The 24358-nt window shown below is 70.0% G+C and carries 28 protein-coding genes and 1 riboswitch; of the genes, 15 read left to right on the top strand and 13 right to left on the bottom strand.

What is annotated here, in order from left to right; all coding sequences use genetic code 11:
* Positions 1 to 82: 82 nt before the first annotated feature.
* Entirely contained in the window at positions 83 to 256 is a 174-nt protein-coding gene (locus tag ACFY36_RS45610) for a hypothetical protein (RefSeq protein ID WP_499752181.1), read from the top strand.
* Here ACFY36_RS45610 and ACFY36_RS45605 read toward each other — a convergent pair.
* Entirely contained in the window at positions 250 to 1023 is a 774-nt protein-coding gene (locus ACFY36_RS45605; RefSeq protein WP_499752180.1) for an SDR family NAD(P)-dependent oxidoreductase, read from the bottom strand. The two genes, ACFY36_RS45610 and ACFY36_RS45605, sit on opposite strands and share 7 nt — an antisense overlap.
* A 52-nt stretch (positions 1024 to 1075) precedes the next feature.
* On the opposite strand from ACFY36_RS45605, the gene ACFY36_RS45600 reads away from it, so the two are divergent.
* A complete protein-coding gene (locus tag ACFY36_RS45600; RefSeq protein WP_499752179.1) occupies positions 1076 to 3091 on the top strand; it encodes a phosphocholine-specific phospholipase C in 2016 nt (671 codons plus the stop codon).
* Here ACFY36_RS45600 and ptsP read toward each other — a convergent pair.
* The 3 genes from ptsP to dhaK are packed head-to-tail and all read right to left on the bottom strand — an operon-like array spanning position 3088 to position 7048.
* Positions 3088 to 5466 (bottom strand): phosphoenolpyruvate--protein phosphotransferase, encoded by a 2379-nt coding sequence (gene ptsP, locus ACFY36_RS45595; RefSeq protein WP_499752178.1) that lies wholly within the window; start codon positions 5464 to 5466, stop codon positions 3088 to 3090. The genes ACFY36_RS45600 and ptsP overlap by 4 nt on opposite strands.
* Entirely contained in the window at positions 5466 to 6041 is a 576-nt protein-coding gene (dhaL, locus tag ACFY36_RS45590; RefSeq protein ID WP_499752177.1) for a dihydroxyacetone kinase subunit DhaL, read from the bottom strand. Before dhaL ends, ptsP begins: the two co-directional genes overlap by 1 nt.
* A 5-nt stretch (positions 6042 to 6046) precedes the next feature.
* A complete protein-coding gene (dhaK, locus tag ACFY36_RS45585; protein ID WP_499752176.1) occupies positions 6047 to 7048 on the bottom strand; it encodes a dihydroxyacetone kinase subunit DhaK in 1002 nt (333 codons plus the stop codon).
* Positions 7049 to 7301: 253 nt separating this feature from the next.
* Here dhaK and ACFY36_RS45580 point away from each other — a divergent pair, with 253 nt between their 5' ends.
* Complete coding sequence (locus ACFY36_RS45580; protein ID WP_499752175.1) at positions 7302 to 7910, top strand: hypothetical protein; 609 nt, start codon at positions 7302 to 7304, stop codon at positions 7908 to 7910.
* On the opposite strand, the gene ACFY36_RS45575 is transcribed toward ACFY36_RS45580, so the two are convergent.
* The gene (locus ACFY36_RS45575; protein ID WP_499752174.1) at positions 7889 to 8461 is read right to left on the bottom strand and encodes a DUF3455 domain-containing protein; all 573 of its coding nucleotides are present in this window, start codon (positions 8459 to 8461) and stop codon (positions 7889 to 7891) included. The genes ACFY36_RS45580 and ACFY36_RS45575 overlap by 22 nt on opposite strands.
* Positions 8462 to 8669: 208 nt before the next feature.
* Entirely contained in the window at positions 8670 to 9539 is an 870-nt protein-coding gene (locus tag ACFY36_RS45570) for a DMT family transporter (protein WP_499752173.1), read from the bottom strand.
* Positions 9540 to 9654: 115 nt separating this feature from the next.
* Here ACFY36_RS45570 and ACFY36_RS45565 point away from each other — a divergent pair, with 115 nt between their 5' ends.
* Positions 9655 to 10569, top strand: a complete 915-nt coding sequence (locus ACFY36_RS45565) for an aminoglycoside phosphotransferase family protein (protein WP_499752172.1) — start codon at positions 9655 to 9657, stop codon at positions 10567 to 10569.
* A 162-nt stretch (positions 10570 to 10731) separates the two neighbouring features.
* Entirely contained in the window at positions 10732 to 11946 is a 1215-nt protein-coding gene (serA, locus tag ACFY36_RS45560) for a phosphoglycerate dehydrogenase (RefSeq protein ID WP_499752171.1), read from the top strand.
* Positions 11947 to 11982: 36 nt separating this feature from the next.
* Here the strand turns inward: serA and ACFY36_RS45555 are convergent, their stop codons facing one another.
* Both ACFY36_RS45555 and ACFY36_RS45550 read right to left on the bottom strand, forming a co-directional pair.
* A complete protein-coding gene (locus tag ACFY36_RS45555; RefSeq protein WP_499752170.1) occupies positions 11983 to 13197 on the bottom strand; it encodes a hypothetical protein in 1215 nt (404 codons plus the stop codon).
* A gap of 156 nt (positions 13198 to 13353) precedes the next feature.
* Positions 13354 to 14010 (bottom strand): response regulator, encoded by a 657-nt coding sequence (locus ACFY36_RS45550; RefSeq protein WP_097319777.1) that lies wholly within the window; start codon positions 14008 to 14010, stop codon positions 13354 to 13356.
* 221 nt (positions 14011 to 14231) lie between these two features.
* Between ACFY36_RS45550 and ACFY36_RS45545 the strand changes: the two genes are divergently transcribed.
* From ACFY36_RS45545 to ACFY36_RS45525, 5 genes are all read left to right on the top strand, one after another.
* On the top strand, positions 14232 to 14699 hold the full coding sequence (locus tag ACFY36_RS45545; protein ID WP_499752169.1) for a hypothetical protein: 468 nt from the start codon (positions 14232 to 14234) through the stop codon (positions 14697 to 14699).
* A complete protein-coding gene (locus tag ACFY36_RS45540) occupies positions 14696 to 15295 on the top strand; it encodes a class I SAM-dependent methyltransferase (RefSeq protein WP_499752168.1) in 600 nt (199 codons plus the stop codon). Before ACFY36_RS45545 ends, ACFY36_RS45540 begins: the two co-directional genes overlap by 4 nt.
* 94 nt (positions 15296 to 15389) lie before the next feature.
* A complete protein-coding gene (locus ACFY36_RS45535) occupies positions 15390 to 15857 on the top strand; it encodes a MarR family winged helix-turn-helix transcriptional regulator (RefSeq protein WP_499752167.1) in 468 nt (155 codons plus the stop codon).
* Complete coding sequence (locus tag ACFY36_RS45530) at positions 15854 to 17587, top strand: MDR family MFS transporter (protein WP_499752166.1); 1734 nt, start codon at positions 15854 to 15856, stop codon at positions 17585 to 17587. The genes ACFY36_RS45535 and ACFY36_RS45530 overlap by 4 nt, the downstream gene beginning before the upstream one ends.
* Before the next feature lie 221 nt (positions 17588 to 17808).
* On the top strand, positions 17809 to 18114 hold the full coding sequence (locus tag ACFY36_RS45525) for an antibiotic biosynthesis monooxygenase family protein (protein ID WP_499752165.1): 306 nt from the start codon (positions 17809 to 17811) through the stop codon (positions 18112 to 18114).
* A 134-nt stretch (positions 18115 to 18248) separates the two neighbouring features.
* Here the strand turns inward: ACFY36_RS45525 and ACFY36_RS45520 are convergent, their stop codons facing one another.
* Positions 18249 to 19028: an ANTAR domain-containing protein gene (locus ACFY36_RS45520; RefSeq protein ID WP_499752164.1), complete on the bottom strand. Its 780-nt coding sequence runs from the start codon at positions 19026 to 19028 to the stop codon at positions 18249 to 18251.
* A gap of 39 nt (positions 19029 to 19067) precedes the next feature.
* A complete protein-coding gene (locus ACFY36_RS45515; protein ID WP_499752163.1) occupies positions 19068 to 19274 on the bottom strand; it encodes a hypothetical protein in 207 nt (68 codons plus the stop codon).
* Between the two features lie 278 nt (positions 19275 to 19552).
* Between ACFY36_RS45515 and ACFY36_RS45510 the strand changes: the two genes are divergently transcribed.
* Together ACFY36_RS45510 and ACFY36_RS45505 are read left to right on the top strand one after the other, a co-directional pair.
* On the top strand, positions 19553 to 19753 hold the full coding sequence (locus ACFY36_RS45510) for a hypothetical protein (protein WP_499752162.1): 201 nt from the start codon (positions 19553 to 19555) through the stop codon (positions 19751 to 19753).
* Between the two features lie 32 nt (positions 19754 to 19785).
* Positions 19786 to 19938, top strand: a complete 153-nt coding sequence (locus tag ACFY36_RS45505) for a hypothetical protein (protein ID WP_498695110.1) — start codon at positions 19786 to 19788, stop codon at positions 19936 to 19938.
* Positions 19939 to 19944: 6 nt separating this feature from the next.
* Here ACFY36_RS45505 and ACFY36_RS45500 read toward each other — a convergent pair whose 3' ends face one another.
* Complete coding sequence (locus ACFY36_RS45500; protein ID WP_499752161.1) at positions 19945 to 20469, bottom strand: DUF1360 domain-containing protein; 525 nt, start codon at positions 20467 to 20469, stop codon at positions 19945 to 19947.
* Positions 20470 to 20482: 13 nt separating this feature from the next.
* Entirely contained in the window at positions 20483 to 20713 is a 231-nt protein-coding gene (locus tag ACFY36_RS45495; protein ID WP_499752160.1) for a DUF6158 family protein, read from the bottom strand.
* A gap of 39 nt (positions 20714 to 20752) precedes the next feature.
* Between ACFY36_RS45495 and ACFY36_RS45490 the strand changes: the two genes are divergently transcribed.
* The 3 genes from ACFY36_RS45490 (at position 20753) to ACFY36_RS45480 (ending at position 22824) form a co-directional block, all read left to right on the top strand.
* Complete coding sequence (locus ACFY36_RS45490) at positions 20753 to 21157, top strand: hypothetical protein (protein ID WP_499752159.1); 405 nt, start codon at positions 20753 to 20755, stop codon at positions 21155 to 21157.
* A 23-nt stretch (positions 21158 to 21180) separates the two neighbouring features.
* Entirely contained in the window at positions 21181 to 21507 is a 327-nt protein-coding gene (locus tag ACFY36_RS45485; protein WP_499752158.1) for a DUF3817 domain-containing protein, read from the top strand.
* Positions 21508 to 21717: 210 nt separating this feature from the next.
* A riboswitch (cyclic di-AMP (ydaO/yuaA leader) is annotated at positions 21718 to 21845 on the top strand.
* A gap of 70 nt (positions 21846 to 21915) precedes the next feature.
* Positions 21916 to 22824 carry a C40 family peptidase gene (locus ACFY36_RS45480; RefSeq protein ID WP_499752157.1) on the top strand — a complete coding sequence of 303 codons (909 nt, stop codon included), beginning with the start codon at positions 21916 to 21918 and terminating at the stop codon, positions 22822 to 22824.
* Positions 22825 to 22896: 72 nt separating this feature from the next.
* On the opposite strand, the gene ACFY36_RS45475 is transcribed toward ACFY36_RS45480, so the two are convergent.
* Entirely contained in the window at positions 22897 to 23901 is a 1005-nt protein-coding gene (locus ACFY36_RS45475; protein ID WP_097319765.1) for a sigma-70 family RNA polymerase sigma factor, read from the bottom strand.
* Between the last annotated feature and the right edge of the window lie 457 nt (positions 23902 to 24358).

Genomic DNA, 24358 nt, shown 5'->3' with positions numbered 1-24358 from the left:
CCCACAGAAAGCGACCAAAGAGCCCCAAACGAAGAACCTCGGATAGCGCGCGGCTGTGGGGCACAACATCTGCGCGCTGATCGTGAAAGAGACTTTCCCGGGATCTTTGCGCCGGGTCGACGGGGTGCGGGACATCAACGGCGCGCTCCGCGTTCTGGGTGTGCGGGCCTCTGGTGGGCTTGACGAGTTCGACACCGCCGGACTCGACGCTCATCGTCGTACGCCCGACCGGCTGTACCACTACGAGGATCAGTAGACGGTGTAACCGCCGTCGATGACCAGGACCGCCCCGGTGACGAACGACGCCGCCGGTGAGCAGAGGTAGACCACCGTGGGGGCGATCTCCTCCGGGGTGGCGTATCTCTGCTGCGGGGTGTCCTCGATCCACATGCGCCGGAACTCGGGGCGGTCGACCGGGGCCATCTCCGTCTTGACGTAACCGGGGGCCACCGCGTTCACGCGGATGCCGTGCGGGGCCCACTCGGCGGCCAGCGACTTCGTCAGCTGGTGGACGGCGGCCTTCGAGGCGTTGTACGGGGCCTGCATCTGTGGGCGGTTGACGATCAGGCCCGAGATCGAGCCGATGTTGACTATCGCCCCGCCGCCCGTGTCGCGCATGTGGCGGCCCGCGGCCAGGCTCACCTTCCAGACCGCTCGGACGTTCAGGTCGAAAACCTGCTCCCACTGGTCGTCGGGGGCGTCCCAGGCCGGGTTGTGGAAGCAGACGCCGGCGTTGTTGACCACGATGTCGAGGCCGCCCAGGGCGCGGGCCGCCTCGTCGACCGCCCGCTGCGCGCCGCTGTCCTGGGTCAGGTCGGCGCTGATGCCGTACGCCTCAATGCCCGAAGCCGCCAGCCGGCGCACCGCGCTCTCGTTCGCACCGGCGTCGCGGCCGGCGAAAGCGACCGCCGCGCCGCACGAGGCCAGGGCCTCGGTGAACGCGTAGCCCAGGCCCCGGTTGCCCCCGGTGACCAGTGCTTTCCGGCCTTCGAGCGAGAAGGCCGACAGACCAGAGGCACTCACTGATCGACTCCCGTATATGTCGGCGTCAACTTCGGAAGTTAGCTTGCGGCACATGGCCAATGTGGATCGGCGCACTTTCCTGCAGATGCTGGGCATTCCCGCGGTCGCCTCGGCGATGCCGTCGGGCCTCGAGAAGGCTCTGGCCATCCCCGCCGACAACCGCACCGGAACCCTCCAGGACATCGAGCATGTCATCTTCCTGATGCAGGAGAACAGGTCGTTCGACCACTACTTCGGCACGATGCGAGGGGTACGGGGTTTCGCCGATCCCCATCCGGTGCGGCGGGCCGACGGCAAGTCGATCTGGCATCAGCGTCACGGCGACGGCGACCTGCTGCCGTTCCGGCCCGAGGTGCCGGACGTGGGCGCGATGTTCCTGCCCGACCCGCCGCACGGCTGGAACGACACGCACGCGGCCTGGAACGGCGGTCGCCACGACCGGTTCGTGCCCAACAAGGGCGTGCAGACGATGACCCATCACGTCCGGGCCGACCTGCCGTACCACTTCGCGCTGGCCGACGCCTTCACGGTGTGCGACAACTACTTCTGCTCGCTGCTGGGCTCCACCGACCCCAACCGCTACCACATGTGGACCGGCTGGGTCGGCAACGACGGAAAGGGCGGCGGCCCGGTCGTCGACAACGCCGAGGCCGGCTACGACTGGTCCACCTATCCGGAGCGGCTGGAACGCGCCGGCGTCTCGTGGAAGATCTACCAGGACACCGGTATCGGGCTGACCGCGGCCGGGTCGTGGGGCTGGACGAACGACCCGTTCATCGGCAACTACGGCGACAACTCGCTGCTGTACTTCCACCAGTACCAGAACGCCGCGCCCGGCAGCCCGCTCGCGGCCAAGGCGAAGACCGGCACCGAGGTCGCCCAGCTCGGCCGCGACCCGGAGAAGCTGCTCACCGACTTCCGCGACGACGTCGAGAACGGCCGACTGCCCCAGGTGAGCTGGATCGTCGCGCCCGAGGCCTACACCGAGCACCCGAACTGGGGACCGCACTACGGCGAGTGGTACGTCTCCCGCGTCATCGACATCCTCGCCGACAACCCGAAGGTGTGGAGCAGGATGGCCCTGATCGTCACCTACGACGAGGAGGGCGGCTTCTTCGACCATCTGGTGCCGCCGACGCCGGGTGAGTCGACGGTGCCGACCACAAACGAGATCTTCCCGGGCAGCGCGAACCATCCGGCCGGGCCGTACGGCCTGGGCATCCGCGTCCCCACGATCGTGGTCTCGCCGTGGACCCGCGGCGGCTGGGTCAATTCGCAGCTGTTCGACCACACGTCGCTGATCCGCTTCCTGGAGAAGCGGTTCGGCCTGGTCGAAACGAACATCACCCCGTGGCGGCGGGCCGTGGCGGGCGACCTGACCAGCGCGTTCGACTTCAAGAACCCGAACCGGCGCCTGCCGTCGCTGCCCGGCACGGACGAGTTCAAGCCGACCACGCTGAACCGGCGCCCGGACGAGGTGCCGGTGCCGCCGGCCGACCCGGAGCTGCCCCAGCAGGAGCACGGCGTCCGGCCGGCCCGCCCGCTCCCCTACCGGCTGCACGCGGACGGCCGGGCCGGCCGGGACGGCTTCACGATCGAGTTCCGCAACACGGGGCACGCGACCGCGGTCTTCCACGTCCACTCGGCCGACGCGACGGTGGCGCCGCGGACGTACACCGTGGAGCCCGGCAAACGCCTCAGCGGAACCTGGGCCGGGGTTCCCGATCTGGAGGTACGCGGCCCGAACGGCTTCTTCCGCCGTTTCCAGGGCACATCCCCGGTCGAGGTGCGGGCGAGCTGCGACGACCATCGGCAGACGGTCACGCTGGAGATCCGCAATCACGGCGCCGGGCGCGCCGAGGTCACCGTCTCCGACCGCTACACCCACAAATCAGAGCGCTTGGCCGTACGTCCCGGAGCGAGCCGAACGTACGAGCGTCCGGCCGCCCGCACGCGCGGCTGGTACGACCTGACCGTGACGGGCGCCGGTTTTGAACGCCGCTACGCCGGCCACCTGGAGAACGGCGAGGAAAGCATCAGCGACCCCGGCATGGGCGGCCTGGTCTAGGTCGCGCGGACGGCCTGCTTGACGAGCGGGATCAGGGCGGGCGCCACGCTCAGCTGGCGGACGCCGGAGGCGAGCAGGCGCGGCACGGCCCGCTCGTCGGCGGCCAGCTCGCCGCAGACGGCGACCGGAACGCGGTCGGCGGCGGCGCGGCACAGCCCGTCGATGAGCAGGGCCACGGCCGGGTCGAGGCCGGCGGTCAGGGACATGAGGGCGGTGTTGCCGCGCTCGGCGGCCAGCGTGTACTGCGTCAGGTCGTTGGTGCCGACGCTGAAGAAGTCGACATACGGGATGAACTCGGCCGCCCGCAGAGCGGCCGCCGGAACCTCGACCATCATGCCCACGCCCAGCACGTCCGGCCGCCCGGGGCCGGTGCGGGCGACGGCCTCGTCGAGCATCACGCGGGCCCGGCGCAGCTCGTCCACGGTGGTGACCATCGGGAACATCACGCTGACCGGGGCTTCCCGCGCCACCCGGGCGATCGCCAGGAGCTGCTCGGCGAAGACCGCCGGATGCGCCAGGGAAAGGCGCAGACCCCGTACGCCCAAGAAGGGATTGGCCTCCGCCGGCGCCGGCAGATAGGGCAGGGGCTTGTCGCTGCCGGCGTCGAGCGTGCGCAGGGTGACACGGCGGCCGTCGAGGGCCTCGGCGACGGCGCGATAGACGGCGACCTGTTCGTCCACGTCGGGCGCTTGAGTGCGGTCGAGGAAAAGGAACTCCGTGCGTACGAGGCCGGCCAGGTCGGCGCCGTGGGCCGCGGCGGCCCGGGCCTCCTCGACCGAGCCGATGTTCGCGCCCACTGCGACCGGCACACCGTCAGCCGTCACGGCGGGCTCGGCGGCCCGGGAACGGGCGGCCTCCCGTCGTGTCCGCAGGTCCGCGGCGTGGGCGCGGAAGGAATCGAGGACGGAATCCGAAGGGGCCACGACGACCTCGCCGGAGCCGCCGTCGAACGCGATCAAGGTGCCGTCGGGGATCTCCAGTATCTGTGGGCCGGCGCCGACGACGGCCGGGATGCCGCGGGTGCGGGTGAGGATCGCGGCGTGCGAGGTGGGGCTGCCGGCGGCCAGGAGAACGCCGACCGTGCGGGCGGGATCGAGGGTGGCGGCCTCGGCGGGGGTGAGGTCGGCCGCGATCAGGACGCCGTCGATGGTCGCGGTGGTGGCGGGCGCGTCGAGGAGCACGCGCAGAACCTGCTGGCCGACGGCGCGGACGTCGGCGGCGCGGCCGCGCAGGTAGGGGTCGGTGAGGGCGTCGAAGTCGGCGGCGATGGTGGAGACGGCCTGGTTCCAGGCCTGGGGTGCGGGCAGGCCCTGATCGATCCGGGCCCGGGCCTCGGGTACGAGGTCGTCGAGCAGCATCAGGTGGGCGTCGAAGATCGGGCCGGGGAGGCCGGCGATCACACGGCGGGCCTCGTCGAGCGCCTGGTCGAGCCGGCGGCGCTCTGGGTCCGGCCCGAGGGAGGGCGCGCTGGGCACGTCGAGCGGCGCCACGCGCAGTTGCGCCGACGGCCCGATGGCCACTCCTGGAGACGCCGCCCCAGCTCGCTGCGGCTCACCCCAGGACGGTGACGACCCCGCCCTCCCCAGGGGGCCCCCGCCTGCTCCAGTCTGACCCCCGAACCCAAGATCCCGCGGCCCGCCTGTGGACAACTCCAACCCTGTGGACAAACCCGAACCGGAGCCCACCAGTGCTACAACCCGCTCGACCGCCTCCCGCGCCTGGGCTCCCGACGCCCGTACCTCCAGCTCCTGCCCTTGAAGCACCCCCAACGTCGCCACTTTGGACAAACTCTCCGCGGGCACCCAGGCCGACCCCGTGGTCGCGTTACGCACCTCGACCCGCGCGTCGAAGGACCTCACCAGGCCCACCAACCGGGCCGCCGGCCGCGCGTGCAACCCGTGCGGTTCGTTCACTTGCACCTTGGCCGACGGCCCTACCGACGTACCCCCCATAATTTGATCTTGAGAAACGACGCCGAGGTGGGCTTCTTTACCCGCCAGCCCTTCGGCCGCCTCGGCCGCCACCTCCTCGCGCCCGGCTCCCGAAGCCGCCGCGACCGCCGCCGCCACCAGCCCCTCCACCAACGGCCCCGGGCACAGCACCACCCGCTCCCGCAGCGCGTCGTCGAGCAGCTCGAGCGCCGTCTCCGCCGAGAGCACCGCACTGCCCAGATCCATCAGCACGACGACCCCGTCGCCGTCGTCGGCCGCGGCCACCGCCTCCATGATGGCGACCGCGTCCGTCCCGTACGTCTCCTCGTCGAGTCCGGCCGCGATCTCCACGCGCAGCGGCCGCCCCTTCGTCATCTCCGTGGCCAGCTCGGCCGCGGCCCGGGCCAGGGGGCGGCTGTGGCACACCGCCACCAGGCCCACCATCAGGAATCCAGCGCCTTCAGCAGCAGTGTCACCGAGGTCGCCCCGGGATCCGCGTGCCCGGCGCTGCGCTCACCCAGATAGCTCGCCCGGCCCTTGCGCGCGACCATCGGGATCGTCGCGTCCCGTCCCTGTTCGGCGGCCCGCACCGCGTCCGGCAGGCTGCCGCCGCCTTCCAGCGTCTCGACCGCCGGCCGGAGCGCGTCGACCATGGTCTTGTCGCCGGGCTCGGCCTTGCCCCGGGCGATCACCCCGTCGAGCCCGGCCCGCAGGATCTTGTCGAGTTCCACCGAGTCGCCGGCCGCCGCGGCCATCCGCAGGAACGCCGTCCCGTAGAGCGGCCCGCTCGCACCGCCGACCTTGCTGATCAGGGTCATGCCGACCTTCTTGAGCAGGGCCGACGGGGTATCCGGCGGTTCGGCGTCCAATGCGGACACGACCGCCGTCATCCCCCGGTCCATGTTCACGCCGTGGTCGCCGTCGCCGATCGCCGAGTCGAGCTCGGTCAGCAGTTCCTTGTTCTGCGCGATCAGCCGCGCGAACTCCCGGATCCACGCGGTGAGCGCCGCCGTGTCCACCGGCCTCAGACCCCGCGCCGCAGGGCCGGTGTGTTCACCGGCGCGTCCCACAATCGCAGGATCTCGTCGTCCGCCTTCAGCAGCGTGACCGAGCACCCCGCCATGTCGAGGCTGGTGATGTACGGCCCGACCAGCGACCGCGCCACCGGGACGCCGGCCTTGGCGAGCAGTTGCGACACCTCGTTGAACATCACGTACAGCTCGATCAGCGGGGTGGCGCCCATGCCGTTGACGAACACGATGGCGCCGTCGCCGCCGGTGTAGTCGAGGTCGGACAGGATCGGGCCGACCAGCATCTCGGCGATCTCGTGGGCCGGCGCGACGGGCACGCGGCGGCGGCCGGGCTCGCCGTGGATGCCGATGCCGACCTCCATCTGGTCCTCGGGCAGGTCGAAGGTCGGCTTGCCGGCCGCCGGCACGGTGCACGAGGTCAGGGCCAGACCCATGCTTCGGCTGTACGCGTTGACCCGGCGCGCCACCTCGGCCACCTCACCGAGGGGACGGCCTTCCTCGGCCGCCGCCCCGGCGACCTTTTCGAGCAGCACGGTGGCCCCGACGCCGCGGCGCCCGGCCGTGTAGAGGCTGTCCTGCACGGCCACGTCGTCGTCGACGACCACCGCGACGACCTCGGTGCCGCTGTCGGCCGCGACCATCTCGGCCGCGAGCTCGAAGTTCATGATGTCGCCGGTGTAGTTCTTCACGATGTGCAGCACCCCGGCGCCGCCGTCGACGGCCTGGGTGGCCGCCACCATCTGGTCGGGCACCGGCGACGTGAAGACCTCGCCGGCGCAGGCGGCGTCGAGCATGCCCGGACCGACGAAGCCGCCGTGCAGCGGCTCGTGCCCGGATCCGCCGCCCGAGACCAGGCCGACCTTGCCGCGCACGGGCGCGTCGCCGCGCACGATGATCCGGTTCTCGTGGTCGACGCGCAGCTCCGGATGGGCGCCGGCGATGCCGTGGAGGGCGTCGGCGATGACGTTCGAGGGGTCGTTGATGAGCTTCTTCATGGTGGCTCCTCACCGCTGAGGGGGAACGACCTGCCGTCCTCAAGTTACGCCCGATCATCGGCCGATTACGAGCCGTCAGTTTCGCGATCTGCAACATGGCAGAGTGACAGCTAGCGGACAGCTTGGTGGCATGTTCTACTGGAGGCCAGGGCAAAAAGGACAGCACCACCATGAAGCCGCGATCTTGCTGACTGCTGAGGGGCACCAGCGAGGTGGCGGCCTTCTGGTCTCTTCAGAGATTCGAGGTGGTCACATGGAAGTCACCGCATACATCGCGCTCGGCTCCTTCGCGGTCGCCGCCGCGAGCCTCCTGTCCACCGTCCTCGACCGGCGCAAGGATCGGCACCGCGAGATCGCCGTCGAGGTGGAGGAGGTCAAGCTTCAGCCCGAGATCGCCGGTTTCAAAGACGGCAAGATCGGCTTGACGTACGACGGCAGCCCTCTCCGATCGCCGAGGTTCCACATCGTCCGGGCCACCAACACGGGCCGGGCCAGCCTCCGGAAATCGGACATCGAGCGGCCGCTGACCGTCCGCGTCCCGGACGGGCGGATCATCCAGGCCGAGATCGGCTTCCTCGATCACCCGCAGTCGGGCCCGGACTTCTTCGAGGGAGTCGTGGTGTCCGCCTCGGGCCGCGAGATCCAGGCCCCGAAGACACTTCTCAACCACGGCAACGCCATCCAGTTCAGCTTCATCACCGTCGGCAGCACGGCATCACCGCGGGTGAGCCTGCGGGCGACCGACTTCAAGATCGTGCCCAAAGTGGAGCGGCCGACGAGCGCGACCTGGGCGGTCGCGCTCGTCTTCACCGCCATCGGGATCGTCCTGGCCCTGGTCTCTCAGTTCGTCCAGAAGACATAGACAGCGCCGTACGGCACCGCCTTCTTCGCCCCGTCGACGCAGGTGCCGGCCGGCGCGGTGCCGCCCGAGGTGAGCAACCGGCTGATGTAGGTGGACCGGCTCAGCACACCCGAGCCCGACTTCTCGGTGACCTTGAGCAGCAGCTCCGGGATCGTGCCGGCCCGCGGGCTCTCGGCCTCCTTGGCCGCCCTGACCAGCGAGCCGTCCCGCGTCGACTGCCAGCTCGGCCCGGCGAAGTGGTGCACGCGCCCACCCGTGCCGATCAGCTGCGCCTCGGGCACGGACGCCCCCGCGAACGACCCGTTGGCGCAGGTGTAGGTCTGCGTGCCGGAGGCGACGACGTACGCCCCGATCGGCTTGCTGCCCTTGGGCGGCTTGATGGCCGCCGGAATCCCCGGAATCGACACGGCCCGCCCGTCGGGCGCGGTCACGGCCACCGCCGACTGCTCAGCCGCGGACGCGTTGAATGTCACCGCACCGACCCCCACGATCACGGCCGCCATCCCCACCCCGGCGGCGGCACGAACCCGGGAACGCTTCGACTTGAACATGAAAACTCCTCGATTGAGGGCGTGAGCGTCGCCCCGTCGAGCAGGAGCACGTACCGGGACGCCCGATCGGATCTAGATCATCGTCAATGCCGCCCTTTCGTCCACCCACGATGGACAAACGGACCACTTACTCTGCGACGCATGCTGTCCTCTGATCGGCGGCGACGAAGCGACCCTGCGCTCGTGGTGCCCGGACCCACCGGACGGCTCAGTGGGTGGCCGGCCGGGAAAGCTCGCCCGAGGTTGAGGTGGCGGACGGGGAGCTGGGCGGCGCGGCCGTGCGGCGGGCCAGGCCGATGACGCCGGCGGTCATGACCAGGGCGGCCACCGCGACCACGACATTGCCCGTGGCGCCGAAGCGGAAGCTCTCCTCGAAGACGATGACGCCGGCTGTCGCGGCGACGATCGGGTTCGAGACGCTGACCGTGGCCAGGGGCGCCGCCAAGCCCGCGCCCCGGTACGAGAACTGGCCCAGCAGATATCCGCCGACCGCGAAGAGCAGCACCATGCCCAGGATGAACGGGGACACCGAGCCGAAGCCGTCGTCGGTCACGGCCCCGATCACCGCCTTGGACAGCACCGACGAGATGCCGAAGGCCGTGCCGGCCGCCGCCGCCAGCAGGACTCCCCGCATGCGCGGGCCGCAGCGCCAGGACACCAGCACGAGCACGACCACCGCGCCCACGGTGATCAGGGAGATGTCGCGACCCTCGGCCGTCGTCAGCAGGGCCGGCTTGCCGGACTCCACCGACAGGGACATGATCACGGCCAGGCCGGCCACCGTCAGCAGGGCGTCGGCCCAGGCGGCGGCGCTGATCTTCGCGCCGTAGCGGACCCGGGCGATGGGGAGCGCGAACAGCAGGGTCAGCGTGCCCAGGGCCTGCACCACCGCGACCGTGCCGAAGTCGAGCGCGATCACGTGCAGCACCACTCCGCCGCCGGTCAGCAGCAGGGCCGCGGCCCAGCGGGACAGGCCGCGCTGTCCGTGCTCGGCCAGGCGCTCCTGCGCCACCGCCGCGGCCGCGTAGCTGGCGGCGGACAGCACCGACAGCACGACCGCCCACCCCAGCGAAGCCACCCTTCGAGTCTGCCAGACGTTTTGCCGGACAACGTCCCCGAAGACCGGCGAAACGGACACCTCACCCCGGGAAATGGGGTCGCCTCCACGTTCAGCGAACTGCCACGATCGGCCCATGGTGCCTGCGACGGGGAAAAGGATCACGTGGCCCGAGCTGCCCGGGGCGGTCCGGGCCCGGATCGAGCGGATCATCGGCGGCGGGGCCGTGGTCACGGCCGTTTCCCAGCCCGGCGGCTTCTCGCCGGGCAGCGCCGACCGGGTGGTCACCGCGTCCGGGCGCCGCGCCTTCGTCAAGGCCGTCACCCCGGCCGTCAACGCGCGCTCGGCCGAGCTCGCGCGCGACGAGATGCGCATCACAGCGATGCTGCCCGAGGGGGTGCCCGCGCCCCGGCTGATCGACGGGTTCGACGACGGCGAGTGGGTGGTGCTGGTTCTTGAGGATGTCGAGGGCGCTCACCCTCGTACACCCTGGGTCGAAAGCGAGATCGACGCGGCCGTGACGGCCCTCGCCGAGCTGGACCGGGCGCTCACGCCGGCGCCTCCTGGTCTGCGGAACGCGGGCGACCTGTTCGCCGAGGACTTCGCCGGGTGGGACCGGGTGGCCGCCGATCCACCGGCCGGCCTCGATCCGTGGGAACGCGATCATCTGCCGGAGTTGCGGGCCGCCGCCGTGCGGACGGTGGAGCGGTTGCGGACCGGCGACACCGTCGCGCATTGCGACATCCGGGCCGACAACATGATCGTTCGCCCGGACGGCCGGGTGGTCATCGTGGACTGGCCGTGGGCCGCGGCCGGCCCCCGGTGGTGGAACAGCGTCGACCTCGCGGCGAACGTCTGGGTGCACGGCGGCGACCCCGAACGGGTGATCGAGGGTATCGACCGGCGGATCGTGACGGACGCGTTCGCCGCGCTCGCGGGCATGTTCCGCGACATCTGCCGGCAGCCTCCGCCGCCCGGCATCCCGACCGTCCGGGCCTTCCAGCGATGGCAGGCCGACGAGCTCCGGCGCTGGTTGACGGCCGAGATGTGAACCGAAGAAAGGTCACCTCCGTATCTGTGCGCGCGACGCACAACCAACAGATGGGAGGTCGAGCACACCCGCCCGGGCGGGTCATTCCAGGGCTATAGGCTGGGAAGTCGGGCTTCGGCGTGGCGGCCCGGACGGCCCAAACTTCCTCACGAACGGAACACGATGATCGACGAGGCCAAGGTGCGAGTCCTACTCCTGGAGAGCATCCATCCCGACGCGGTGACCCGGCTCGAGTCCGAGGGATACGTCGTCGAGTCCGTCCGCAACGCCCTCGACGAGTCCGAGCTGATCGAGCGCATCCGCGGCGTGCACCTGCTGGGCATCCGGTCCAAGACCAAGGTCACGGCCAAGGCTCTCGAGGCCGCGGACAAGCTCGTCGCGATCGGTGCCTTCTGCATCGGCACCGACCAGATCGACCTGCCCGTCGCGTCGGCCAACGGTGTCGCGGTCTTCAACGCGCCGTTCTCGAACACGCGCTCGGTCGTCGAGCTGGCCATCGCCGAGATCATCTCGATGACGCGGCGGCTCACCGAGAAGAACGCGCTCATGCACCAGGGCGTCTGGGACAAGTCGGCCGACGGCGCCCACGAGATCCGCGGCCGCCGCCTCGGCATCGTCGGCTACGGCAACATCGGCACCCAGCTCTCGGTGCTCGCCGAAAACCTCGGCATGCACGTGTCGTTCTACGACACCGCCGACAAGCTCGCGCTGAGCAACGCGCACCGCTGCGCCTCGATCGAGGAGCTGCTGGAGACCAGCGACATCGTCACGATCCACGTCGACGGCCGCCCCGGCAACGCCGGCTTCTTCGGCGCCGAGCAGTTCAAGCGGATGCGTGAGGGCGCCCTGTTCCTCAACCTGTCGCGCGGCATCGTGGTCGACCACGTCGCCCTGCGCGAGGCCCTGGAGAGCGGCCACCTGGCCGGCGCCGCGGTCGACGTCTTCCCGACCGAGCCCAAGGGCCGCGGCGACGAGTTCGTCTCCGAGCTGCGCGGCCTGCCCAACGTCATCCTCACCCCGCACATCGGCGGGTCGACCGAGGAGGCGCAGTCCGACATCGGCGCCTTCGTGGCCAACAAGCTGGCCACCTTCGTCGAGGAGGGCAACACCACCCTCAGTGTGAACCTCCCCGGCGTCGCCCTGCCCGAGCAGGCCGGGCAGAGCCGCATCGGGCACGTCCACGTCAACACGCCCGGCGTTCTGGCCCAGGTCAACAGCATCCTGGCCGAGCACAAGGTGAACGTCGAGGGCCAGCTGCTGAGCACGCGAGGCGAGTACGGATATCTGATCACCGACATCAGCGGTGACTTCAGCGACGAGGTGCTCGACCGTCTGCGGGCCATGGAGCAGACGGTCCGGCTGCGCGTTCTCTCCTGAGTTGATTTTGGGAGGGCCGTGAGCCCTCCCAAAACCTCAGGCGTTGGCCACGGTCAGCGTCGTGATCGGGGCGCCCGCGCCCACGTCGTAGCGGTTCGGCACCGCCCAGTCCTTCGGGGTGAGCGTGGAGCCGGCGGCGACGTCCTTGAGGGTCCGCGTCCCGGCCACGACGGTCTGCGCCCCGCCGCCGACCTTGACCCGCACCGGGCTGTCGGCCGGCGACTTCAGCGCCAGCTTCTCCACCGCGCCATTGATCTTGATCGGCACCGTTCCGGACGGACGGGACAGGGTGACCTGGGCGGTCCGCATGCCGCCGACCATCTCGAGGCCGCTGATCTGGCCGCCGCTGAGGTTGATGACCTGCTCCTCGGCGTAGCCGGAGAAGCGCAGCTGCCAGTTCACCTTCGCCGCCAGCACCACGTCGATCTCGCCGCCGGTGCCGTCGCCGTCGCGCGTCACCTGAAGCTTCACGTCGTCGTCGCGCACGATCGGGCTGGGCAGGATGCCGGCGTCCTCCGGAGTGGAGATGCGGTAGAGGTCGTCGCCGAGCTCGCCGATCGACACGTTGACCTTGTTGGTCGCGGCGAGCAGCTCGAAGCTGGCCCTCGTCCGGTTGTCGAGCGGGGCGACCGCCGTGCGCTTGCCGTTCTCGCCGGCGCCGAGCTGGAGCACGGAGTCGAGGTCGTCGTCGGAGCCGGTGAAGTAGACGACGCCGACGATGCTGCCCGCGACCAGCACGATGAGGCTCATGAGAACGATGCCGACCGTGACGCCCCGGGACTGACGCGGCGGGGCGGCGGGCGGGGTGACCGACGGCGCGGGACGCGGCGCGCCGGTCGGCTGGGAGCGAAGGGCCGGCCGCTCACCGGTGTCCGCGAGCCCGGCATCCCACGAGCTGGTGTCCGGGAAACCGGTCTTCGGAAGATCAATGTCCGAAATGTTCAGTCGGCGCTCGGCGGTGTCGCCCATCCGGCGAATGGGCAGCTCGACCGCGATCGGATCCGGCTCGGGCTCACGGCCCACCGGGGCCGGCGACGTCGGCGAGGCCGGATGGCGCACCGGCGAGATCGGGCCGTCGCCGAATCCGAACGAGGCCCGGCTCGGGCTCTCCTCGGCCGGCGGCAGGCTCCGGGACTCCTCGGTCTGCATGCTGCCGTTGAACCACGACGGCTCGTTCGCCTCCGGCCGCGCCGGCGGCCGCCGGTAGATGGTGTCTCGACTCCCCAGGCCGGGCGCCGACGGCTCGGCCACCGCCACATCGGACGGTGCCCCGCCAGCCGCTGCTCGGTCAGCTGCTGTTCGGTCCACGCGAATCCTTCCCCTGACGCCGCCATCAACAGCGGCACCCCAGCAACAGGTACGGATTTCACGTCTTCCCGGATGAGTACCGGCGAGAACTACTTAGCGTTACGGTCGGCCGGGACGGACCAGGCCACGCCGGGTGGCGATCGCGACCGCCTCGAGCTGGCTGTGCGCGCCCAGTTTGGCCAGTACGGCCTTCACGTAGCCCCGGCACGTGTGCAGGCTGATGCCGAGCCGCCGGGCGATGGCCCGCGCGTCGAGACCGGCCGCCATGAGCTGGAGCACCTCGTCCTCACGCGCTGTGAGGCCGCCGCCGCGCGGGCCGACGACCGGGCTGGTGCTGCGCAGCAGCCGGGCCAGGATGTCGGTGGAGACAGTCATGCCGCCGCCGTGCGCCGTACGCAAAGCGTTCAGCACATCACCGAGCGCGCCGTTCTTGGACAGGAAGCCGGCGGCGCCGGCCGCCGTGGCCCGCCCGACGAGAGCCTGCTCCTCGGAGGCAGTGAGGATCACCACACGTGTGTCCGGCTGGCGCACGCGGAGCAGTTCCGCGATGGCAATACCGTCCGCATCGGACAAATCGGGGTCGAGCAGGATCACGTTCGGCTTGAGCTCCGCCGCCAGCCGCAACGCCTCGGCGCCCGTCAGCGCGTGCCCCACGTACTGGAGGTCGGGCTGCCCGGCCAGGGCATGTCCGAGCAGCTCGGCGAACGTCTGGTGGCCGTCGACGACGAGAACGCTGATCGCATCGCCGTTAGTCATGCGCCACCTTTCTCTCAACCGGACCCGTGGAAGTCTAAGGAGTACCAGGTCTCATCTTTGCCCTACCAATAGACGGCGGCGGCACCGGGCCGGATCCGTTCCACCGGTACGCCCGATGATCGGTTGAGGCCAAGCGGCCGTGATCACCAGTCTTTCGGGTGATTCGACCCCCCGCATTGGGGCTTGCCGCCCTGGCTTCCTCACTTGCAAAGTTCCGAAACATGTTCGACATCCAGCTTTTCGGCCGCGTCGAGGTCCGGACCAGAGGGATCCTCCTGGTCGGTCCCGATTTCGGCGGAGACCGCCCTCGCCACCTGCTCGCCCTGCTCGCGTTGCGGGGTCCGCAGTCGACGGCCGAGCTGGCGGAGACGCTGGAAGAAAAGAAGAAAGATGTTGAGTCGGACATGTCCGTCCTCCGCGCCGCGATCCCCGTGGTTCGCCACCAACGTGGACGGTGGTCGCTCGACCCCGACCAGGTCCGGGTCGACGTCCACCGCTTCGACGAGCTGATCGCCGCCGCCGAGGGCCGCTCGGCCGACCGCGCCGCCAAGCCGCTGACCGCGGCCGCCTTCCTGGCCACCCGGCCGCTGCTCGAGGACGAGGACGCGCCGTGGGCGGCCGAGGCCCGCGCCGAATACCGCGCGAAGCTCGTCATGGCCAGCGCCGGGAGCAGCACAATCACTGTGTGAAGGTCGAGACAACGCTGCTGCCCGTCCCGCTGGCGCCGGAGATCCGCCTGCATCTCGCCGACCGTGGGGTCGGCCTGTTCGACCTGACCGGCGGCGAATTCCGCAGCGACGAGCCGCCGCCGTTCTGGGCCTTCGTCTGGGCCGGCGGCCAGGCCCTGGCCCGCTATCTGCTCGACCACCCGGCCGAGGTCGCCGGCCGGTCGGTGCACGACCTGGCCACCGGCAGCGGTGTCGCCGCCATCGCGGCCGCGCTGGCCGGGGCCGCCACGACCGCCGCCACCGATCTCGACCCGGCGTCCGTCGCCGCCGCCGAGCGCAACGCGGCCGCCAACGGCGTCACCCTGAGTACCCAGGCCCCGGCGAAGGCCGACGTGCTGATCGCGGGCGACGTCTTCTACAGCCCGGCCGTCGCGCCCACGATGACCGCCACCCTGCGCGCCGCCCGCCGACAAAACACCGAGGTCCTGGTTGGGGACCCGGGACGGGGGTATTTCCCGGAGAGGCTCTTCGAGAAAGTGGCGGAGTACGTCGTGCCCGTGCCGGCCGCCCTGGAGGAGACCGAGACGCTCGTCACAGGCGTCTGGCGAATGCGCTGATGGTCACCCTCGGTTAACGAAACCGAGATGCATTCATCAACCAACCAGTTGTAGTGTGCAAGCATCCAATTGACCTACCTCAGGACGGCCTGCCGTGGACGCGCTCCCGCAACTCGCCGAGGAACTTGTGCGGTTCCACCGACTCGCGACCCGCAGCAGGGGCATCCTCAGTGTCGGAGACCTCGGTGCGGAGTTCTCGGCGCTGATGCTGCTGTTCCCGCTGCGCCGTCAGGGGCCGATGCGGGCCACCGATCTCGCCGAGATCAAGCAGGCCGACCCCTCCACCATCAGCCGCCAGGTGGCGCAGCTGGTGAAGGCGGGGCTGGCCCGCCGCGAGGCCGACCCGGTGGACGGCCGGGCGTCGCGCCTCGCCATCACCGACGCCGGCCTGTCCGCCTGCGAGCAACTCGAGCGGGCCCGCCAGGCATGGCTCCGGGAGGCGCTCGAGGGGTGGCCGGAGGACCGGGTCGCCACCTTCGCCGGCCTCTTCGAACAATTCAACAGCTCGGTCGAGGCGCTGCTGCGCAACGAGCCGGCCGCAACACCACGGGAGAACGCGTGAGCAACCCCACGACGAAACCATCGGCCGTGGAATTCACCCATCGGCAGATTCTGACGATCCTCGGCGGCCTGATGATGGGCATGTTCCTCGCCGCGCTGGATCAGACCATCATGGCCACGGCCACCCGCACCATCGCCGACGACCTGCACGGCTTCAACATCCAGGCCTGGGCCACCACGGCCTTCCTGATCACGTCGACGATCTCCACGCCGCTGTACGGCAAGCTCTCCGACCTGTACGGCCGACGGCCGTTCTTCCTGTTCGCCATCGGCATCTTCGTCGTCGGCTCCATGCTCTGCGGTCTCTCCCAGAACATGTACGAGCTGGCCGCGTTCCGCGCGATCCAGGGCATCGGCGCCGGCGGCCTCATGTCGCTGGCGCTGGCCATCATCGGCGACATCGTGCCGCCCCGCGAGCGCGCCAAATACCAGGGCTACTTCCTGGCCGTCTTCGGCACCGCGAGCGTGCTCGGCCCGATCCTGGGCGGCTTCTTCGCCGGCGCCGACACCATCCTGTGGGTCGACGGCTGGCGCTGGGTCTTCTACCTGAACGTCCCGATCGGCATCGCGGCCATGGCCGTCGTGGCCCGGGTGCTGCACCTGCCGCACACCCGCGTCGACCACCGCATCGACTGGCCCGGGGCGCTCACCCTGATCATCGGCCTCGTCCCGCTGCTGACCGTCGCCGAGCAGGGCCGCGACTGGGGCTGGGACTCCGGCCGCGCCTTCGCGTGCTACATCATCGGCGCCCTCGGCCTGATCGGCTTCGTCCTGGCCGAGCGCGCCTACGGCGACGAGGCGCTGCTGCCGATCCGCCTGTTCCGCAACCGCACCATCGCGGTCGGCGCCACGTCCAGCACGATCCTCGGCATGGCCATGTTCGGCGGCCTGATGACCGTCCCGCTGTACCTGCAGATCGTGAAGGGCTCCTCGGCCACCATGGCCGGCCTGCAGATGATCCCGTTCGTCTTCGGCATCATGTCCGGCTCGATCATCTCCGGCCAGCTCATCGCCCGGACCGGCCGCTACCGCATCTTCCCGATCATCGGCAGCACGCTGATGGTGGCCGCGCTGGCCCTGTTCGCGACGATCGGCGCCGACACCCCGCTCTGGCGCACCATGCTGATCATGGTGCTGATGGGCCTGGGCCTGGGCGGCAACATGCAGCCCATGATCACCGCGGTGCAGAACGCGGTCTCCCCGCGCGAGATCGGCGTCGCCACCAGTTCGGTGACGTTCTTCCGCTCGATGGGCGGCACGCTGGGCACCGCCATCTTCCTGTCGGTCCTGTTCAACGTCCTGCCCGGCAAGATCAGCGACGCCTTCACGGCGGCCCGCGCCACGCCCGAGTTCCAGCAGGCCCTGGCCGACAACCCGGCCCAGGCACAGACCCTCCAGCAGGCCACGGCCGGCGGCGGCGACCTCAGCGACACGTCGTTCCTGACCAAGCTGTCGGACGTGATCGCCCACCCGTTCAAGGAGGGCTTCTCCGACGGCATCCAGGTGGTCTTCCTGCTGGCCCTGGCCGTCATGGTGATCGGCCTGATCGTCGTCTTCTTCCTGCCCGAGATCCCGCTGAGCCTCCGCTCGGCCCAGCAGCAGCGCGCCGACGACATCCTCGCCGCCGAGAACAGCGACGGCGTCCCCGGCGAGGTGGGCGCCGGCCCTCTTCGCGACAAAGCAGACACTTCAGATTCAACAGCCGTACCCGCCGGCAAGGACAAAGGCTGACCCCCAAGGTCAAGATCCGGATGTCGTAGCGGGGTGGTGGGTACAGACCGCAACTCCCGTCGAGGGCCCGGGCGGGGCGAGCAGGGCGCTGCGCGCCCAGAACGCTCACCCCACCCGGGCGACCTGCGTGAGTGGTCACCCTCAAAAACCACAAAACCGGCGCGCTCGGCAGCCTGTGGACAACCGCGATCCGTCCCAGGCCGGGGCAGTAGCGTTGCGGCATGGCTGTTGTGAAGATCAACGCGATTGACGTTCCCGAGGGCGCCGGCCCCGAGCTGGAGAAGCGCTTCGCCGCGCGACAGGGCGCCGTGGAAAACGCGCCCGGCTTCCTGTCGTTCGAGCTGCTGCGCCCGGTGGCCGGCGAGACCCGCTACTTCGTCTACACCCGCTGGGAAACCGAAGAGGCCTTCCAGGCCTGGTCGGCCGGCAGCGGCCGCGCGGCCCACTCGGGAGAGCGCGCGAAGCCGGTAGCCAGCGGCGCCTCCCTCCTGGAGTTCGACGTCGTCCAGCACGTCGAAAAGGCCTGAGGCCAAGCAGCGGCGAGAGGGCCTGACCGGGCAAGCACCGTCGAGAAGCCTGACAGTCAGGCGAAGCCCACAGGCCTGACGGTCAGGCGAAGCCCAGAAGCCTGACAATCAGGCGAAGCCCACAGGCCTGACGGTCAGGCGTTGCGGGCGGCCGCTGTCACGAGGCGGTCGGCTACGGCCTGGCGGTCCAGGCCCAGGCGCTGGGCGGTGTCGCGGAGGACGTCGTGTGCCTCGCGGACTCCGCAGCCCCGCTGGGCGATGATGACGCCGACGGCGTGGTCGATGGTGGCGCCGGCGCTCAGGGACTCGCGGCGGCGCAGCTCGTCCAGCAGGACCTCGGCCTGATTGGCCAGGGCCATGGCGGTCAGCAGACGGTCGGGGCCGGGGGCGCCGGGCTCGTCGAAGTACAGGCTGAGCGCGCCCACCTCGGCCCGGGGCAGATCGAGGGGTACGGCGGCGACCGCCCGTACGCCCTCGGCCCGGGCCGCCTCGGTCAGTTCGGGCCAGCGCTGGTCGTCGGCCAGGTCGGGGACGGTGACGAGGGTCCGCGTGCGTGCGGCCTCGAGGCCCGGCCCGGGGCTGCCCTGCGCGTACTGGAGGGCGTCCACAGCTTCGCCCGCGAGGCCGTGGCCGGCCTGGGTCACGGGGGCGCCCTCGCCGATCAGGGCGACCGAGCAGCGGATCGTGCCCGGCACCGCGCCCACGGTGAAGCCGGTCAGCCTCTCCAGGGCGGCGGTGAAGCCCTCGGCCGAGAGCAGCAGCGCCGACAGCTCGTGCAGCAAGCCCGCCAGTTCCAAGGGGTGCGGGCCGGCCGGGGGCGCGGGTGTGCGCGTACGCCCGGGCCGGGTCAGCACTCGGGCGGGGCCACGCTGCGGGGACGAAACCCGGCGATTTGGGGCAGGCACGCGGGGCATCCTGCCATGAGCATCGAAGAACACGTAAGTCTTGTGCCTCTACCGGGTGGTTTCGCCGGTCTGGGCGGCCTGTCCCGAACTGCGCCGCTCCAGGAACGAGTCCGGCGCCGCCCCGGGGTCGTCCTCGCGCTCGTCGGAGTCGGCGAGGATGGCTTCCGCCTGCACCTGCGGGTCCGCGCTTCCGCCGCCCGCCCGCTCCTCGGGGAGCAGATCGGCGGCGCGCTGCCCGATCCGGTCATCAGTCATAAGAGATCAAGTACCCATGGAACCCGCGCCCTCAAACAAAGGTGCGCCGCCCCCGGCGGACCGGGGACGGCGCGATGTCGGTGTGCAGGTCGCCTCGCGGCGAGTGGCTCATCACGGCTCCAGCCGAACGGTATTCCGTGAAGGCAATGGGTGAGGCCCGGGGACACTGGGCACACCGACATCTGCTCTCAACGGTCGGATCGCCGGCATGATTCCGTTAGGGGATGTGACGCCGGTCACAGCGTTTGTGGCGGCATGCGGCGGGTAGTCCTCGGGCCGTGAGCGATGACTTCCGTGAGCTGGACGCCTTCCTGGACGACGCCTTCGACGCGCAGGAGCGGCTGAGCAGCGCCGACCTCCAGCGCCGGGCGATCGCGGCCGATCTGCCGGCCACCGCCTTGACGCGGATCGACGCGCTGCCGGAGGGCGAGTACGCCCAGGACGAGGCGGCCGAGGCGCTGCGGATTCTCGAAGTCTGACAAGTCCCGTACGAGCCAAGGAGGGCGCGGACATGGAGCCGATCGGGGATCCGGACGAGCAGGAGGATTTCGCGGCCGAGCACGACGACACGGCCGTGGACGAGGAGATCACCGCGGATCGGGACGACAGCGAGACCGAGAGCCCTCAGGGGTGGTCCGGTCTCGACCGGGACGGACCACCCTGAGGGGACTCAGTCCTCTTCCGCGGCGTGCTTGGCGATGTCGTAGGCCATCTGAAGGAAGTCCGAGACCGCGGTGGCGGTCAGCGTCGTCGCGGCCAGGCGGGTCAGGCGCGGAGCCAGGACCAGGCCGCCGGTCAGGCCGGTGGCCACCCAGACCGCCAGGCAGAACGGGCACGTGATGAGCTCGCCGATGCCGTGCTTCAGGGAGCTGTGGTGGTCGCGGACCTCCTCGTTGAGCTCCGCCGCCCCGGCCGGCTCGGTGTACCGGGTGAACGGCGCCCTCAGCGGGCTGGTGACCGAGTCCTTGGCGATCAACCGGCTCAGCTTGTGGGTGGCGATCGACAACAGCGCCACGTCGCCCAGGGAGGGACGTTCCGGCGCGGGCTTCCCGGTGACCTTCGCGGCCGCGGCGAGACTCGCGGCCAGGGCGCCGAAAGCGCCCATGGCGGCCAGATATCCGGCGAGCGGCCGGTGTTCGTGGGGGGCGTACGACTGGCCGACGCGCGCCAGCCGGGCGCGCAGCGTCTCGGTCAAGGGGTTCTCCTAGCTAGAAGTCCTGGGTCAGCCGGTCCGGGTCGACCTCGCGGCCGGGATAGCGGGCCATGTATTCGGTCTCCAGCTCCGCGGTCCGCTTGAAGTGGTTGGCCAGGGCCGCGTCGGGGCCGTGGCGAAGGGTGGCGAACCGCGTGCGATAGAGGCTGGACAGCTCGCGGAAGAGGTCCTCGTCCGCGAGACCCGCTGGATCGATCCCGTTCTCCATGAGGGGACGGTTGCCCATGCGGGCGGAGGTCAAACCCGCGCCGGTACGCTCAAGGGCATGAAGGGCCTGTGGACTCCGGCGTGGATCGCCCGGCACGTCCTGGCGCTGGTCCTGTTCTTCGGGTGCCTGGTGCTGGGCTGGTGGCAGTTCAGCCGCGCGACCGGTGGAAACGCGATCAGCTGGGGCTACATGTTCGAGTGGCCGGTCTTCGCGGGCTTCGTCGTCTTCCTCTGGTGGCGCGAGGTGCAGCTGGCCCGGCGCAAGCTCGACCCGGCGCGGGCCGGCGAGCCGGAGCCCGAGAGGCTCCCAGGTACGGCTGTTACCGTCGGCCGGCCGGTCCGGGTGGCCGTGCGTCCCGCCGCGGACGCCGACGACGCCGAGACGACCGCCTACAACGACTATCTGGCCTGGTTGAACGAACATCCGGGCGCCCGCCCGGGCGACTACCCCGGCCGGAAATAGAGACAGAAGAAGGACGTGCCACTGTGCAGGGTGCCCTGACCCGCTACCGGATCATCGCCTACATCGTCGGCGTGGGGCTGCTCGCGCTCGTGGTGGTCGGCATGCCGCTGAAATACCTGGCCGACAACGACACCGTGGTCGCGGTGGTCGGCCCGGCGCACGGCTTCCTCTTCATGGTCTACCTCGTCCTCACCTTCGACCTCTCGCGCCGGGCCGGCTGGGAGTTCCCGCGCATGGTCGCCGTGATGCTGGCCGGCACCATCCCGTTCCTGTCCTTCTGGGTCGAGCGCAAGGTGAGCAAGCAGTGGATTCCGCAGCGTGAGGCGGAGCTTGCGAATAGTCCGGCTTGAGAGGCAGCATCAACACATTGTCCTTGCCGAATGACTATGTGTTATCGGGATCAATGACGCAAAGCGGTACGCAGTCTTAAATCACTCTGTGACCGCTTGCATTTGATGTTTCCCCCGATAAGTTAATGCGGTTGGTCCGGTCCGCAGCCACTCCCCTCGGTGGCGCCGGCCAGCGCCGCCCAATCCTTCGCGGCGACGCCCCGCTCTCCCCCGAGCGGATCGCGGCCCGTGACGGAGCCGGGGAACCGCGTATTTGGGGTGAATCCGCGAAACTGCGGTAGCGCCTTCTTCCAGCGCGAACCCGACAGCTAACCCGGTAGGCGGCCAAGCGGAAGAAAGGCCACTAAACCGGTGCCACACCTCCGTACGAGGCTTCGGGTGCTCGCCGTCGCGGCCATGGCAGTCGCGATGACCGGGTCTCTGGCGACAGCCGCCCACGCGGCTCCGTCCACGAGCGAGCTCACCAAGAAGATCGAGGCGGCGTCCAACCAGCTCGAGGACATCACCGAGAACTACAACAAGATGAACATCAGCCTGAAGAAGACGATCGCGGACGAGAAGAAGCTCGCGGCGTCTCTGGCTCCCGCCCAGGCGGCGCTCAAGACCGCGAGTGCCCGGGTCGGCACTCTCGCCGCGACGTCGTACATGCAGGGCCGGGTCGGGCCGATGACCGCGCTGCTGTCCGGTGAAGGGCAGGACGACCTGGTCGACAAGATCAACTACCTCGACCAGATCTCGCGGGCCAACCAGCGGGACATCGACTCGTACACCGAGGCGACCCAGAACTTCAGCGCCCGTCAGGCCGCCCTCAAGGCCACCCAGGCCAAGCAGACCGCTCAGGTCAACGCGCTGGCCGCCCGCAAGACGACCATCCAGAAAGACATCAAGAAGCTGATGGCCATGCGCACCGAGGCCTACGGCCAGGCGCAGGAGTCCACCTCGAAGTACACGGGCACGGTTCCCAACCTGCCGGGCTCGGCCGGCAAGGCGGTCGCCTTCGCCTATAACCAGCTCGGTGAGGCGTACGAGTTCGGCGCGGACGGCCCCGGCACCTGGGACTGCTCGGGCCTGACCTCCGGCGCGTGGGCCGCGGCGGGCAAGTCGCTGCCGCACAACACCGAGGCCCAGTGGGGCGTGGTCGCCCACATCAGCCGATCCCAGCTGCAGGCCGGCGATCTGGTGTTCTACCGAAGTCTCGGGCACGTGGCGATCTACGTGGGCGGCGGCATGATCATCCATGCTCCGCACACCGGATCGGTGGTCAAGAAAGTCTCGATCGACATCATGTCGCCGTACGGCTACGGGCGCGTCAAGTAGCGTCAGGCACAGCAAAGGCCGGTACCCCGATCGGGTACCGGCCTTTCGTGTCTAGTGAGCGGGGGGAATTTGTCAGGCGGCCTGGAGGCCCTCGGCCCGGGCCAGCTCGCGGAGCCGGCCGAGCGCCTGGATCTCGAGCTGGCGGATGCGCTCACGGCTGAGCGAGAAGCGCGAGGCCACCTCGGTCAGCGAGTGCTCGCGGCCGTCCTCGAGGCCGTAACGGGCCCGCATGATGCCGGCCGAACGGTCGTCGAGGTGGTTGAGCAGACCCTCGATGCGCTGACGCTCGAGCGCGGTGAGAACGATGTCCTCAGGCGACGGGGCGTCGCTGTCGGCGACCAGGTCGCCGAGGTTGGTGTCGCCGTCGTCGCCGACCGGCGTGTCGAGGGACACCGTGTCCTGCGCCCAGCGGGTGAGCTCGTTGACCCGCTCGACGGTGACGCCCAGGGCCGCCGCGACCTGCTCGGGCTCGGGGTCGCCGCCCAGCTCACGGACGAGCTGACGGGTCACGTTGCGCATCCGGTTGACGTCCTCGACCAGGTGCACGGGCAGGCGCACGGTGCGCTCCTGCTGGGCGATGGCCCGGCTGATCGCCTGACGGACCCACCAGGTGGCGTACGTCGAGAACTTGTAGCCGCGCTCGTAGTCGAACTTCTCGACCGCGCGGACCAGGCCGGTGTTGCCCTCCTGGATGAGGTCGAGCATCGGCATGCCGGAGCGCACGTAGCGCCGGGCGATCGACACGACCAGCCGCAGGTTGGCCCGGATGAACAGATCCTTGGCCTTCTGGCCCTCGGTGACCAGCCGCTCCAGCTCTTCCCGGCTCACGCCGCGCTTGGCCTCGCCGGTCTCGAGCAGGTGCTCGGCGTAGAGGCCCGCCTCGATCGCCTTGGAGAGCTCGACCTCGCGTGCGGCGTCCAGCAGCGGTGTCCGTGAGATCTCGTGCAGGTAGACGCCAACGAGGTCGCGCTCCTCGGCAACCTGATCGGTCCTCAAGACGGTGCTCTTCTCCACGTTGCCCACGGTCCCCTCATTGCCATGACTACTAACCCCGCTACGGGCGATACCTGTGTCCATCAGTTCCTCCCCGTAACGTCCGCAGTTCGCACATTGCGGTTACTGGCATCTACACAACAAATTGCTGCCTGTACTGATTCCGGCTGGTGGGTCGAAAGTGTCACGAATGCCTGGGTGATAGCTGAGAGCCCCGTGCATACTTGCTGAGCAGGCCCATACTGGCGGCATTCCCACGCGCCCTGGTCGTCGGCAGCGCTGACTGACGCTTACCCGTCGCTCGTCCCATGACACCACCGGCCCCTCATTGATCACAGCGACGGGCATCACCAATGACCTTGGGACCCTCGTCACCACCCTGTACGGCCGAGTGGCTTCCCGGGTTCAGGTGGTGGATCGTCAGGTTCGCGACGGGCTTGAAACAAAAGCACCATCGAAAAGATCCCGAGGCGTTGACCGAACGGGACCACCTGCCACAATGCGGCACGCGGCGGCGCAGTTCACTCGCCCGCACGGGTGA

Origin of the sequence: Actinoplanes sp. NPDC000266 (assembly GCF_042899005.1) — a bacterium.
Classification (GTDB): domain Bacteria; phylum Actinomycetota; class Actinomycetes; order Mycobacteriales; family Micromonosporaceae; genus Actinoplanes.
This window is presented reverse-complemented; position numbering and strand designations above follow the sequence as displayed.